The organism is Chitinophaga sp. RAB17, from assembly GCF_052114225.1.
Lineage (GTDB): Bacteria > Bacteroidota > Bacteroidia > Chitinophagales > Chitinophagaceae > Chitinophaga.
The window spans coordinates 25,649-40,510 of record NZ_JBFREI010000004.1; the positions used below are offsets into that span (position 1 = coordinate 25,649).

Sequence of the window (14,862 nt, forward strand, 5' to 3'; positions counted from 1 at the left end):
ATGACTAACGACATTATCTTATAAAGGAAGATAGATTCTAAATATATTTTATACAAAATGAAAGATACAGCGTTGACAGATGTTCATCGTCAATTGGGGGCCAGGATAGGAGGATTTGCCGGTTATAACATGCCAATTCAATATGAGGGAATAAATATTGAACATGAAACCGTGAGAAAAGGTGTTGGTGTATTTGATGTATCCCATATGGGAGAAATTATTATCAAAGGACCGGAGGCCTTATCCTTCATTCAGCAGGTAACTACTAACGATGCGTCTAAACTGGTGGATGGTAAGATACAGTATTCCTGTCTCACCAATGATATGGGTGGAATAGTGGATGACCTGCTGGTATATAGATTGGACGCAACTACTTATATGCTAGTAGTGAATGCATCAAATATAGAAAAGGATCTCAGCTGGATGAAATTGAAGAACACTTTCAACACGGAAATTGATAATATTTCATGCAGCATTTCTTTATTGGCAGTACAAGGGCCCATGGCGTTGGCTACCTTACAAAAGCTAACTACGGTTAATTTATCTGAAATCCCTTACTATGGATTCAGAATAGCAACGTTGGGGGGTGTATCCAATGTAATTATTTCGAATACCGGTTATACCGGTGCTGGTGGGTTTGAGCTGTATTTTCCTAATGAGGATGCTGCAACGCTCTGGCATTATATTTTTGATGCAGGGACACAATTTGGTATAAAACCGATAGGCCTTGGTGCAAGAGATACTTTGCGTCTGGAAATGGGATACTGCCTGTATGGCAATGATATTGATGATGCTACTTCACCGTTGGAGGCTGGACTGGGCTGGATTACAAAATTTGTCAAGACATTTACGGCGGATGATCTTCTTGAAAGGCAAAAGGCTGGTGGCCTTTCTCGTAAGTTAGTTGGATTTGAGATGATGGAGAAAAGTATTCCGCGGCATAATCATAAAATTTATAGTGCAAACAAGGTACCTATTGGAAAGGTGACTTCAGGTACACAATCGCCTTCGCTAAAGAAAGCAATTGGTTTGGGATATATTGACAGTGATTTTGCCTGGGAGGATAGCACTATTTTTATAAAGATAAGAGATAAGATGTGCGCGGCGAAAATCTGCCGGCTTCCATTTATAAAAACTCAGATAAGATAATATCCCTGTGTTTTTGTAACGCGGCATGTGCTGCCAACTCCCCTGTTGATTTATATAAAGATAAATCAACAGGGGAGTTGGGTAATAGAAATTTTCTGCGGTTAAATATGGCAATATTCTGCCAGGGCCGGGGATGGCAGGAAGGTATCTGAATGTCCTTTAGTGTAACTGTATCCCCCATTTTTCAGTCAGCGTTAATTGATAGTTGAATGCTGACCTGTCGTTCATACCGGCCTTATCGTCCAGCATTGTTTAAACCAGGCAGGTAATTTTTTGACAGGAAAAGTAAAAATGGAATGAAGGAGTACAGAGGTACTCCTTCTTTTCCTAACGATCAAATCATATATAGCTATGTCATCCGTGACGCTATATGCTTTTGTTTAACTTTTCATATGCGGCAGGTATTGCCGGGGAAATTCAATAAACGGTTGGTTCCTGATATAGTAATAGTTTAGGTTATTAATGTAAAATATCAGGTAGTTATAATAGTTCTTCTTTTTTCTTCCGATCTTCCGCTTCAGGGTCATGACCTACGTAAAAGGTCAGATATAATGTTCTGGACAATCTCATTAACAAAGGCATCGTAAGTATAAGGATTATGCCATTAACTATGAGCCAATGAAAGATGCTGTTATCTCTCCAGGTGATACCAAAAATTAGCCAATACCATATTAAGTTTAGTATTGAAAACATCACTGCCAAAACATAGCTAACATACCCCGTTCCATACCAGAAGCCTATTTCCAGTTCCGTTCGCTGGCCACACACGGGGCAATTATCGTACATATCCAGAACCTTTCTTAGCTCGTATGGGTTGTCATTTTTAAATAATTTTCCTTTTCTGCAACGAGGGCATTTATTTTCCAAAATGCCAGTAATAAAATTAGATTTCTTCATCACAATGTTTTCTTCTGATCTTCATATGTATGCCTGATAGATACATTTCTGATGCAGATAAGGACGAAGCGGCGACAGCTTCAATGTTCGATATTACATTTGACAGGTAAGATGCCCGCTAATACTATCCGTTAAGTTTCACCAAGGTGTTCACGTTATTACTAAATAATCAATTGACAACTTGGGATCGAATTAATTTCTGATAGTTTTCAGGTGAAAGAAGCGGGTCCTGGTTGTGAAATTTAAGCGGGGTCACGAAAAATACCCAGCCATTGTCTTGCGGACTTTCCAATATAAGATTTAGATTACCGGATAATTTTTGATTCCGGCCAAGATATTTACAACTAACAGGAGCATGTATAGGTATAATTTCGTCAACGGTATGGAGCTCGGCAATAATGGTTCCCTTATCAATAATTCCTTTCGGATTATACCATATTATATTAACTATATTTTTAATTTCTTTTAGTCTATGTGCAGAAACTCCTACAAACCCAACACTTCCGTTTAAATCAATCCACTCATGATTATTTGTGAAATTGATTCTCGGGCGAGAAATAGTTGATATTTTCATATTGCAAAGGTACCTTTGATAGGATTTGGTTTCATTGATACTTTTCAATTAAAAAACTGCAAAAAATCACTTTTTAGCCCAATGGGTCAATTATTATGAGTTTAGACGGTTTGTTTCCCATTTATAAGTGGAATTTTAAATCTCAGTCCATCCTGACTAATTTACCGGAGGATGAATGTGCAGATCTTTATTCCCATATGCAGGAGCAGCGATATGGGAAAGGGGAAGTTATATTTAGAGAGGGAGCCGTTGCTTCCGGTATTTTCTTTGTAAAAAAAGGTAAAGTTAAAAAATACCAGGTTGATCAAACTGGTAGAGAACAAATTATATACGTTGCCAATGCAGGGGAGTTAATCGGGTATCATGCTATTTTAGCAGATGAACGTTATCCTGACTCTGCTGCTACATTAGAAGAAAGTGTCATTGCATTTATACCCAAAGAGGATTTTATGACTATTATGGGAAGATCCAGCGTGCTGCCACGTAGATTACTCAAAGCACTCAGTCATGAATTCACCGTATTGGCAAATAGTATTTCTGTATTTGCTCAACGTTCTGTTAAAGAGAGGCTTGCAATCACGTTAATTGTTTTGCGTGAAAAATTTAAACAGGAAACAGTTGCAGGTGAAGATATTATGATTAATCTTTCCCGTAGTGATCTGGCAAATATGGTAGGTACGGGTAAAGAGAATATTGTTAGATTTCTAACAGAGTTTAAAGCTGCCGGTATTTTAACATCACATAGCAGGAAGATCTGTATTACGGACATCAAACAACTTATTAAAGTATCAGGTTGTGGCTTGGGTTAATTGTAAGTAACTTTTGTCCCTATCCCTATGTAAATGCAGACCATAGAGCTGATTTAAAGAGATCTATTCCTGTAATCGCTACCTTGTATCACATAAAAACTATTTAGCAGTAATAAGATGACAAAATGAATTTACCACCCTACGGCGTTTTCCCCATCATTACCGGCGACAACATTTCCCTACGACAAATTCAGCTTTCCGACATCAATGATATTATTGAAATTTCATTTTACGATGCTGTTCAGGCAACAACTTTGCAGCAGGCGATAGCGATGCAGGATAACATCAACCAGGACTATAAGGACGGTAATTCTATTCACTGGGGTATTGCAGAGAATGTGACCAATAAAATTATCGGGACTTGTGGTTATTATCGCGGGCTCGATAAAGGTACCGGAGAATTGGGTTGCATTTTATTGCCGTCATATCGCGGACAAGGCTTTATGACGGCTGCTATGTCATTGGCTATAGATTTTGGCATAAATAATATGCAACTAAAACGTATCTGGGCGGAAACAACGCAACAAAATGAGCGCGCAATAAAATTGCTTGAGCGACTTAACTTCATTAAGGTGGAGGATTTGGAGAATAATGGTGTTGAATACGAAATAAGACAAAATGTATAGTAGAAAACAGATGAAGCAGTATAAGCGTACAGGATTATTCGAAATAATTACCTTTTCAGTTTTAACGCGTAGCTGTTAACGGGTATCGGAAAACTACCTGTTTTCAGGTATTGGCACCGTGTTAATATATAAGCCACCCTACTTAAATTTAATAATAACATAAGATTCACGTCTTCCCACATCTATATCGCATTCCTACCTTTGTTTGTCAAAACCCAGGCTTTTATGAATGCTGATCAGGAAATTGAATTGTTCCGTCAAATGAAACAGGATGACGTACAAGCGTTCAACCTTTTGTTCAGGAAGTACTGGGAAAGACTTTATTTATACGCCTACAAGAAGCTTAATTCTGAAGATGACGCCAAAGATATTATACAGAATATCTTCATTTCATTCTGGTTGAAACGTGGCCAGATTATCATACAAACATCCGTAGAAGCCTATCTTTTCAGTATTGCCCGCTACGAACTACTCTCTTTTATTTCCAGATCCATAAAAGCCCGTGAAAAACAGGATATCCTTATCAATACCATCCTGCCGGCATTTGAAGAAACGCTTACGCCGATGGAAGCGCAGGAAATAGATCTGCTGGTGAAGAGGGAAGAAGAAAAGTTACCTAAAAGAATGAAAGAAATATTCAAAATGGCACGGGAACAAAACCTTACGATCAGGGAAATTTCACTACAACTACAGCTTTCAGAACAAAGTGTGCGCAACCAGCTTAATACGGCTATTAAGAAGATGAAAGTGGGTCTGGGAGAAGCTATCCTGACCATGATACTCTTTAGTCAACTCTGATTCTCAGGTTGCTCTACCCTTGTTAACAATTTCGTAATACACCCCGGATAGTTAAAATGCTGCGTTTTGTACGCTTGTATGTAAGCATAGCTATATGAAACTATCTGAACTGGAAATTTTAATCGACAAATACCTCGCGGGCAACGCATCAAAGGAAGAAAAGAAACAGATGGAGGACTGGCTCGATCGCCCAACAGCCGATGCAGCTGATCTGACTCCTTTAAAAAGAGAAGAGCTGACCCAATACTTTTGGAATAACATCATGGCTGGTATTGGTGTTGAAGAAGCATCTGTCCGTAAACGCGGTATTGTTGCGCTATTCAGACAAAAGTACCTCCCGCGGATCGCCGCCTCGCTGCTCTTTTTATTGATGGCAGCAGGTATCATTAAATATATTACCGGAAAGCATCAGGAGAGAACGCCGGTCCATGCTTCCATCATCGCCAAAGAGGGTAGTGCACTGCACTATAAATTACCGGATGGATCGGATGCCTGTTTATTTCCCGGATCTGTAATAGAGGTGCCCGATAATTACAACCAATCGGATCGGAAAGTAAAAGTTACCGGCCGCGTATTTTTCGATGTAAAACCAGACGAGAGCAAAGCTTTTTATGTAGCCTCCGGGGATCTCCAAACCCGCGTATTGGGTACCTCTTTTGAAGTGAATACGCTTTCCCATCAACATCCCACCGTGGTGGTGAAAACGGGTAAGGTCGCTGTGGCCTATAAGGGGCGCCAACTCACAGAACTTACCATGAACAAGCGGCTGAGCGTAGATGTATCGCTGGCTAATCCCCTGGGAACCATAGATAGCGTTAATGCCACCAGCATCTGTAGCTGGTGGAACGGTGATTTTTATTTCGATCAAACTCCCTTACCGGAAATGTTACAAACTATCAGCCAATGGTATAAAATGCCGGTGACTATAGCCGGTAATAAATGGAATGCAGAAAAGGTCACCATGCATTTCGAAACCAACTTATCTATTCAGGATGTCATGCGTCTGCTTTCTCAAACATTGGGGAACAATTACAAAATGACGGGACAACACATCACTATTTATTAAAAGATTGCTGTAAACAAATCCAACAATATAAACTGTAGAAACAATTATAATGCGGCACAGAAAATTTATCAGGCATTTTGTTCTCATGCTCTTTTCGGTCATGTTCATGGTACGGATGCAGGCACAGACGCAGCAAAAGATTCGTCTTCAAAAGATACAACTGACAGTAGGTGAATTGGCAAAGGCGATTGAAACGCAAACGGATATACGTTTTTCCTATGGTAAAGATGTCATAGAGAAATTACCCGTAACAATAAAGCTCAAAGCACAGTCAGTTTCCCTGCAAGATGTACTGGACGCGATTCGCGTACAGGCCAATATTGAATACAGCATCTTTTCACCCGTTAAGATCATTCTGAGAATCGACAAAAAAAACGAACTGAAAAGTGCCCTTGAAGAAGGCGGTTTAACTAACATTCATGGCCTTGTCACTGATGCTGAAAATGGAGATCCTTTGCCGGGTACTACCGTTACTATTGGTAATTCCAATAAGGGTACTGCCACCAATGAAAAGGGAATGTTCAGTCTCAGCAATGGCAGTGCCAATACACGAATAGTCATAAGTCATGTTGGATATGACCGGCAGGAAGTGCTGGCTGGCAGCGCCTTCCTGGCTATTAAGCTCGTACAGTCTAAAAACAGGCTCAATGAAGTAACGGTTTCTGCGATCAGAAACCATAATACAGATGCCTCCCTGCTCGCCGAGCGGAGAAAAGCAGCGGTGATTTCAGATGGTATTTCTGCGCAGCAGATAGAAAGAACGGCGAGCATCACCACCACGCAGGCGCTGCAGAGAGTTACCGGTGTATCGATTACAGACGATAAATATGTGGCCATACGTGGGCTCGGCGACCGAAGTGTTATTGCGGAGTTGAATGGGGCAAGACTTTCTTCATCAGACCCCGACCGCAGCACTGTTCCGCTCGACCTGATCCCGGCGGGATTGCTGGATAATATCACTGTATATAAAACACTGTCTCCCGACAGAGCCGCCGATGCCGCTGCCGGTATCGTTGAATTGAAAACGAAATCGGTTCCTGCGAAACAAACATTGGAGGTGACCGCCCAGGTAGGATTTAATACGAACATCGGTCTTAACGGGCAGTACAACGGCTTCTATAACGATAACGTTGGCTTCTGGGGACAAAAAGTGAAAACGCATTCGCTCACCCCTGATTTCCTGCAACTGTCGAATCAGTATCCGGGTGGTTTGATCCAGATGCAGGATGTGTTTATCCAGAGCCGCAATAACCCTGCATTGGCGAAGGAGTCCATGCGGATCAACAGCATCATGCAGGGGATCGACCCGGTGCTGACCACAAGCTATAAAAAGGCAAGTCCGAATCAGCTGTACAGCATTTCATTTGGGAACTCCTACAAAGTTTTTAACGGACATAAGTTAGGCCTCATTCTAAGCGCCAATTATTATCAACGATACGAAGACATTTACAATGGTGAACGGAATCAATATAGCCTGTACCAGGGCGTGGTGACCGGGTCGGGTAAGATCTTCAATCAGCTGCATATACCCGATTTCATTTCACCGGCTTATCCGCGACTCGGCCATTATATTGGTTATAATGAGAACACGGGTAAACGTACCATCAATTACGGAGGACTGGTTGGCCTGGCTTACCAGTTCAATCCCCGTCATGTGCTGCAATTTCAATTTGTAGGCAGCCGTGGCGCGGAAGCTATCGCCAGCAACCTTACAGGGCAATGGAAAAATACAGGACTTAATTTCCCGGTATACAACATCATTAACCAGTTAAAATTATCCTATCGCACCTTTGATACTTACAATATACAGGGAGAACATAAATTCCTGAACAAAGAATGGTCGCCCCGTTTAACCTATAATCTTAGCAGTTCCAAAACCATACAGGATGAACCGGATTTCCGTTCCAGCAACTATGCACAGCTAAGAACGGTACAACAAATGAATCCCAATGGCGCTGGCATTGGTTCAGACACCTATGCTTTTGTTACGGGGTTAACGCATGGTTTGGGCAATGACTATTCGAGTGCCATCATTGCCGATCCCAACGGGCGCCAATACAGAAAACTGAATGAAGATAATTACAACGCCAAGGCAGATCTGACGCAACCCTTTATGGTAGGCGGCTTTCAGCAGATCATCCGGATAGGGGGCGCCTTTCTGCGGCGGGAGCGTGACTACCAGGAAAATATATTGGGCCTGCCGGGCAGCAGCTTAGGCGGTGGAGGCAACTTGCTGGGCGCCGTGAAGGGAGATATCAATCAGTTGGTTTCTACGCGCTATATCGGCCTGAAAGGGCCTTCTTCCTATGATGAGGAAGGACAACCCAGGGTAGGAGGATTTTTATACCAGATAAAAAAATCACCCAACAATTACACCGGTACCTATGAAACGAGGGCATTTTATTTCATGACGGATGCTCATGTGGGCTCCCGGTTACGTATAGCCGGTGGCGTACGTTTCGAATCTACTGTTATTAATGCCACCGTAGATACCAACCAGGTATACCTGCCGCCGTTGTTAGACCTTGCCTCCAATTTGCCTGGTGTAAGCATCAAAAATGTGACGGATAGGCCTTTCTCGAATTATGTAGTGGACTATAAACCGTATTATTCGGCCAACATCACCTATGCGGTAAAGGACAATATGAATGTGCGACTGGCTTACAGTACGTCTTTGGCAAGACCGGAGTTACGCGAACTCACCAATATCTATTCCTTCGATCCATTCCAGTTTGCGGTAGTAGGTGGTAATCCCGGTCTGCAAAATCAACTCACCCGCAGTATGGACTTCCGCTGGGAGTGGTTTACAGCGCCGAATGAGGTGCTGGCTGTTTCTGCGTTTTCGAAGTCGATCCGTCATCAGCTGCAGAAAGTGTTTAACTACAAATCTCAGGGAAGCCTGTCAACATCACCGGAGTTTCCGCTGATTAATTTTCAGAACGATCCCAATGAAGGACAGGTGTACGGAACAGAATTTGAATGGCGCCGCAACCTGGGCTTCCTGTCACCTTCTTTGAAATACCTGTTCTTCAATGCCAACATTATGCTGGCCATGAGCCGGATTGAAAAGAGTCCGCAGCGACTGGAAGCATCGCGGATTAACGATCGCCGTTCGCCTGCTACCAGCCCGGTTTTTGAACAGGCGCCTTATTCCATCAATACCGCACTGGATTATAATAATCCAAAAACACTCACCAACATTTCCTGCAATTTCAATATAGTGGGAGCGAGGCTGGTACAGGTGCAGCTGGATGGTACCCCCGATATTTTTGATCGCCCGGTGCCCATGCTCGACTTCGTGTTTTCACAACAGTTAGGCAAGTATTTTCAGGTGAAAGGGTTTGCTAAAAATATGCTGGATCCATACTATAGGCAGGTATATACCAATGCAGGCAACAATGGTCAATATCATGGCAGCACTTATATATACAGACAGTACAAGCGAGGCTCGGAGTTTTCATTGGGTATTGCGTACAAAATCTTATAAAACCAATTCTTAAAAATAAAGCGTCATGTACTGTTATCTGCAACATCGCTTATGGCATCTGTTATTCCTGTTTTGTTTAGGTATAAACATGGGCTGTACAAAAACAAAATTATCAGCCGTGATACCGCAGGATAACCTGCTCAACCTTACCAACTCCAATATCCGTTTATTCAATATCAGTCAGCGTGATCAGTCTGTAGTAGTGAACAACATAGTGCTGGCTGCGCCAAGAGGTACCACCACGGAAGAACTGAATATCTCGGCGATTGGTAAACAAATTTTTCCTGATGGCATCTGGAAAAATAAAACATCTTTTTCTATACCTACCGCATTGCTCGATAAATCCGGCGGTGCTTATCTTTCTATACCGGTTGTGAATAGTGAAGTAACGTTTAAAGACACATTGATAAAAAATGATCCCGTGAATCCCATGGATTTTTACCTGTTGCCTACCGGTAAAATTGTGAGCTTTCCGCGTAACAATGCACCGCCGGTGAATCCGCAGAATTTTAAGATCCGCATCGTGAACCTGGGAGATCCCAATTCTGCATTCAATCTGGGAGGACCGGTATCACTCACGTTTGCAGATGGTGCCAGCATAGATCCACAGTTGAAAGGGATTGCAAATGGGGCCTCTTCTGCATATGTTGAAATACCTTATGGTGCTTATCAATTCAAATTATTTGCAGGGGCAGGAGGGATCGTTGATTTTAAAAAACAGCTGGTGACAGATAATATTCTCCCGGCATTCAACTACTGTATACCAGGTGCATTACCACAGGAAGGTTTCATGCCGCCGGTGGTCATCTTTAAGCCAGGGGGAGTATATACCATCATGGTGATTAACAGCCTGTTTACCTACGACTATACCTGCGGAGGCGCCACTGGCCGGGAATCGCGAAAGGCCAACGCCTATCAGGTTATCACAGATCTTGATCCGGGTGTTAATCTCACCTACGCCCGCCTCAATGCCGTCAATACCATTCCAGGGAAGAAGATAACGATAAAGGTAGATGGCCATTCAATGAGCGAAGGTCCGCTGGACTATATCGGCAACATCTTCCGGGACAAAGCTGTACCTGCAGTATATCATACAGTGATACAGGGTAATCATACTATTCAGGCGCTGGACGAAGCGGGTAATGTGCTGGCAGTCACCACGCACCAGGTATATCCATTTGACAACAATACCATCTGGGTGTATCAGGACAAAGCCGGAAAGATACAACTGGTATTTACTGCCAACGACATGACCAATACGATCTATAGAACCGGTAACGATCCCAGCGGGGTGCTGGGCCCGGATGATGGTACAGACGGAGAGCGCCGGCGACTCAGATTTACCTATGCCTGGCAGAGCCGCTTCATGAACTTTTGCAACGAACAACCAGTCATCACCTTCACCAACAACGGGCAGCTTTTTCTGCCCGAGTATATTTATCCCGATACCTTGCGTTTTCCATCGGCATACCGTAACCTGATGCCCGGTGTTGTTCCTCCTAAAAATGGCAGCGTCATTTATCCGCTGCCCAACGCGATAGGATACAGGGCCGATGGTACCCCGGACTATGGACCAGACGTCAGTTACTTCCCGGTTAAAATCTGGGTGAATAATACTGCTGCTGGTCAGTCGCCGGGCATTCTGCTGACGGACATTACTCCGGTTACCTGCATCAACACATTTACGGCCAACGACCGGATGTACTCCAACCCTGATATGAAACCACCGGCAGAAAATGGCGTATACACGATGGCGTTAGTGGGCGGAATAGCCGGCGCCAAAGCCCGGTTAATTGTTATCAAACACAATAAATAAGCAATTCATGAGCAATAAAATAACATACCTGTTTTTTATAGCGCCGATGGTATCACTTCTGGTTGGTTGTTATAAATACAAGGAACTGGATCCCGGCGCAGATACGGCTTATATGAGGGTGTTCAATTCGGTAGCTGTTACACCCGATGTGTTACAGGGTGGTGGGGTTTCTTCTTTTTTTACTTTCCTGATGGACCCTGAAACAGATGCCAATGGCATCCCGGTGAATGCCAGGGTGATGGGAGATTTTCTGACCACCAGGCAATTGTATAGTACCTCGCGTCCTATCAACGCTGGTAATAGTTCAGAAGGACAGTATGTCATTGACAGGTATGGCAGAAAAGTTTATAGCACAACGCCCTTGAACTATGAATATCCTGGTAATGCACATGTATTGACGGCGCCTGTTATCAATGGATTTGATCTTTCCGCATGGGCGCAGATTCCGGCAGGAAAGCATCGCATTGTATTTGTGAATCGTCCCAGGAACAGCATTGCCTTTCCCAACCTGTCGCAGGAAATAAGAAACCAGGTATTGGTGGATACGGTAATTGATTTTGAAAAAGATGAAGTATATACTTTACAGATACTTAGTCGCGACCTGGACAAGAATCAATTCGGATTGTATGTAAGAAAAGAACAGTTTACGCACCAGGCATATGAAGAAGACAAAATTTATGTGGGATTCATTAATCTGTCTGGTGTAATGCCTAAGCAGGCGCAACTTTTCTTCGCCTCCAGTTTTCCCGAAAAAACCAGTATAAGATACAGTTATAAGATGCTGGATAGAAGTACCAGCACTTATCCATCGCTACCCGGGTACGATAATATTTTTTATACTAACCTGACGGAGAAAATGGATACGGACATTAACTATATGATGCTACCGCTGCTGCCGAAGAACTATTTTTTTGAGAAAGATACGTTGCGGACCTACTACAGGGTGGATGACCTGAATACGGCTGGCAGAGCACTGAATTCGCTGCCCTACGCTGAGTTTACTTTCGGAGACAGCGAAAGGCCCGGAAAGGTAATCACGGTAGTGCAATACTCGGCCGATCCGGCTGTATACAATATTTACCGGTACAGCCCTTTTCTTTCCAGCCCGGATCTGCCGGTTAATATCAACGTGGTGCCTAATCTTAATTTAATCACCAGTGCAGGAAACAAGTACCAGGTATCTGCTACGCTCAACATCATGGAGATCGTGTATGATAGGATTTACATGATGCGGGTACAACGTGGATTCAACGAAATTCCTCAATAAAAAATAATTGAAAAAGCGATGCGAGATTATATCAGATACGTTGTTTTCCTGCTCTTGCTGACAACAGCAGGTTGTATCAAGAAAGAAGCGATAGAAGCAACACCGCCCGATAGTACTGCGGCCAATTTAAGAAGTCTGCTGACTAATAATTTTTCCTTCAGCATGTTTTATGAAGCGCTGAAAAAAACCGGCGCAGATACTTTGCTGGATAATGAAACCGGCGGCTATACGCTGCTGGCTCCTGATAATGCCGCCTTTGGCCGCTCCGGTATTACTGCCGATAGTTTACGGAAAATGTCGACAGACGATTTAAGGAAACTGATATTATACCACGTAGTACCAGGGAAAATAGGTAGTGCCGGGATTCCACAGGCGTATAACTTTCCATATCCGACCCTGGCGCTGGATAGCCTGTATACTTCTACTACCTCGCTGGACACAAATTTATATGTGAATGGTGTTACTGTAGTTAAAAAGAACATCTATGCCCGAAACGGGGTCATTCATGCGTTGGAAAAAGCGCTGACAGTCCCGGCAAGATCTGTGCAGGATATTCTTGCACTTAATCCCGATTATAGTTGCCTCGTAGCCGGATTGAAAAAATTTGGACAATGGGATGCACTAGATACCAGAAAACCATGTGTAATATTGGCGCCTACCAATGAAGCATTTGCTTCGTATAACTGGGATGTAGATGGTATCAATAATATGCAGGTGGCGGATTATAAAAAGTTGGTATTCGATAGTTATGTGCTGAGTCCTGCCTTCTTTTTTCTGACCGATATGAAAGTTGCAGCACCCAGCGGGCCTTTTCTGAAAGACGATGTATTGCTATCAATTGTAAGGACTAATAACGGAAACGGTATCCGCATTAAAGTATTTCCGCTTAATTACCGTGATCCGGAATATAATCTTCGTACTATTTTTTATGGGGACTGGGTAGACTTGCTTTATAGCAAACCTGGTAAGCTGGCGGTGAATGGAATTGTTCACCAGTTAGATCAGTTGCCGGTAATTCCCGACAGTGCGCGGATCCGATAACCTTAATAACATTTCGTATGTACGTAAAATATACAATAAACAAGAGCCGGGTGATGATACTATGGATGGTTATCCTGATCCTGGCTGCAGGATGCATTAAATCTTCTGACTCCCTTATTCAGCCATCCGCCTCCTTAAAATCCGAGAGGGGAAATTTAACGAAAGCGATAGCAGGTATTGATTCGCTGAGCCTTTTTTTCCAGGCGCTGAATAAGTCCGGGTATGCTGCTATGCTCGAAACGAATAACATGTATACCCTCTTTGCGCCGGGAAATGCGGCGATGCAACTGGCAGGACTTAATGCAGATAAGATCGGGCAGCTTTCCCCGGATTCGCTGCGCAAAATCGTTTCCTATCATATTCTGGCAGGCGCCTATGATGAACAGGCATTCGAAAGCCTGATGGTATCACTGTTTCTGCCAACTTTGAAAAATGATACAGTGCTGGTGCCTCAACAAAAGTTTATTATAAAAACATCATGGCTATCCATACAAAAGGGCGATCAGTTGTATGTCAATAGCTACGCAGTAGCAGGTAATACCCCACCTGTTACGACTGCGAACGGTTTTATTTACCCGATTGGAAAAGTGATTGTCAAACCGCCTGTAGATGAAAGCAGAACGATGTGGGATGTCGTTGAAACCGATCCTGAACTGAGCATGTATCGGGATGCTGTTATATTACTGGATAGCATTAAACGAAGCGACGCCTATTTTGATGGAACGCTGTTTTTTGATTTTCTTTCTCCTCCTCTCGACCAGCCGTTGCTTTCGGCCCGAAAAACAAACCCGGTAGATGGAACCATTTACCAGAAGACAACGCCCGCATTGCTGGCGCCTACCAATAAGGCATTTCATGACGCCGGTTTTCATTCTATTGATGATCTGAGGACCCTTGCCTACAGATATCCATTTGGGGTAACAGCCCGGATAAACGACGATTATACAGAGATCATGTTTGACTACCGGTTTTCCTCCCTGGACACTTTGCTGGGCCGGAATATATTGGAGAGCATTACAGGAGACTATGAGTCAAAATATCCTGTGCGTATTTTATATGCGGATATGCTCAAAGGAAAAATCAATAATGGCATCTTTAACAAAATGGTCCGAGGCACTGCGGTAGTATTGTTCCCTTATATGAAATACCCGTATGATTTGCAGTTTTCAGGCAGCAATGGAATCGCTTATGTGCAATGGAGCAGTCACCAGGAGAAAATAATGATACCGCTGGATGCTGATCCATGGAAGCCGGTGAATAATTATAATCTCGACAACGGCGTGATCTATAAGGTAGATAAACTTTTTTACCCTTTCAATTAAGCAATCAGTT

Annotated in this window: 12 protein-coding genes; 10 read left to right on the forward strand and 2 right to left on the reverse strand. The window is 43.1% G+C overall.

Going from position 1 to position 14,862, the window contains the following annotated elements; genetic code table 11:
- Window positions 1-57: 57 nt before the first annotated feature.
- Entirely contained in the window at window positions 58-1,149 is a 1,092-nt protein-coding gene (gcvT, locus tag AB4Z08_RS15500; RefSeq protein ID WP_441574663.1) for a glycine cleavage system aminomethyltransferase GcvT, read from the forward strand.
- Between the two features lie 480 nt (window positions 1,150-1,629).
- On the opposite strand, the gene AB4Z08_RS15505 is transcribed toward gcvT, so the two are convergent.
- Window positions 1,630-2,046: a DUF983 domain-containing protein gene (locus AB4Z08_RS15505; RefSeq protein ID WP_441574664.1), complete on the reverse strand. Its 417-nt coding sequence runs from the start codon at window positions 2,044-2,046 to the stop codon at window positions 1,630-1,632.
- 169 nt (window positions 2,047-2,215) lie between these two features.
- Complete coding sequence (locus AB4Z08_RS15510) at window positions 2,216-2,620, reverse strand: hypothetical protein (RefSeq protein WP_441574665.1); 405 nt, start codon at window positions 2,618-2,620, stop codon at window positions 2,216-2,218.
- 95 nt (window positions 2,621-2,715) lie between these two features.
- On the opposite strand from AB4Z08_RS15510, the gene AB4Z08_RS15515 reads away from it, so the two are divergent.
- The 9 genes from AB4Z08_RS15515 to AB4Z08_RS15555 all read left to right on the forward strand — a co-directional run bounded on the left by AB4Z08_RS15515 (window position 2,716) and on the right by AB4Z08_RS15555 (window position 14,852).
- Window positions 2,716-3,429 (forward strand): Crp/Fnr family transcriptional regulator, encoded by a 714-nt coding sequence (locus tag AB4Z08_RS15515; RefSeq protein WP_441574666.1) that lies wholly within the window; start codon window positions 2,716-2,718, stop codon window positions 3,427-3,429.
- Between the two features lie 125 nt (window positions 3,430-3,554).
- Entirely contained in the window at window positions 3,555-4,055 is a 501-nt protein-coding gene (locus tag AB4Z08_RS15520) for a GNAT family N-acetyltransferase (RefSeq protein ID WP_441574667.1), read from the forward strand.
- A gap of 225 nt (window positions 4,056-4,280) precedes the next feature.
- Window positions 4,281-4,853, forward strand: coding sequence for an RNA polymerase sigma factor (locus AB4Z08_RS15525; RefSeq protein WP_441574668.1), 573 nt, complete (start codon window positions 4,281-4,283; stop codon window positions 4,851-4,853).
- Between the two features lie 94 nt (window positions 4,854-4,947).
- The gene (locus AB4Z08_RS15530) at window positions 4,948-5,919 is read left to right on the forward strand and encodes a FecR family protein (protein WP_441574669.1); all 972 of its coding nucleotides are present in this window, start codon (window positions 4,948-4,950) and stop codon (window positions 5,917-5,919) included.
- Window positions 5,920-5,968: 49 nt separating this feature from the next.
- The gene (locus AB4Z08_RS15535; RefSeq protein WP_441574670.1) at window positions 5,969-9,406 is read left to right on the forward strand and encodes a carboxypeptidase-like regulatory domain-containing protein; all 3,438 of its coding nucleotides are present in this window, start codon (window positions 5,969-5,971) and stop codon (window positions 9,404-9,406) included.
- 25 nt (window positions 9,407-9,431) lie between these two features.
- The gene (locus AB4Z08_RS15540; protein ID WP_441574671.1) at window positions 9,432-11,222 is read left to right on the forward strand and encodes a hypothetical protein; all 1,791 of its coding nucleotides are present in this window, start codon (window positions 9,432-9,434) and stop codon (window positions 11,220-11,222) included.
- A 7-nt stretch (window positions 11,223-11,229) separates the two neighbouring features.
- The gene (locus AB4Z08_RS15545; protein ID WP_441574672.1) at window positions 11,230-12,489 is read left to right on the forward strand and encodes a hypothetical protein; all 1,260 of its coding nucleotides are present in this window, start codon (window positions 11,230-11,232) and stop codon (window positions 12,487-12,489) included.
- A gap of 18 nt (window positions 12,490-12,507) precedes the next feature.
- Window positions 12,508-13,530 (forward strand): fasciclin domain-containing protein, encoded by a 1,023-nt coding sequence (locus AB4Z08_RS15550; protein WP_441574673.1) that lies wholly within the window; start codon window positions 12,508-12,510, stop codon window positions 13,528-13,530.
- Window positions 13,531-13,583: 53 nt separating this feature from the next.
- Entirely contained in the window at window positions 13,584-14,852 is a 1,269-nt protein-coding gene (locus AB4Z08_RS15555; protein WP_441574674.1) for a fasciclin domain-containing protein, read from the forward strand.
- Window positions 14,853-14,862: the final 10 nt, after the last annotated feature.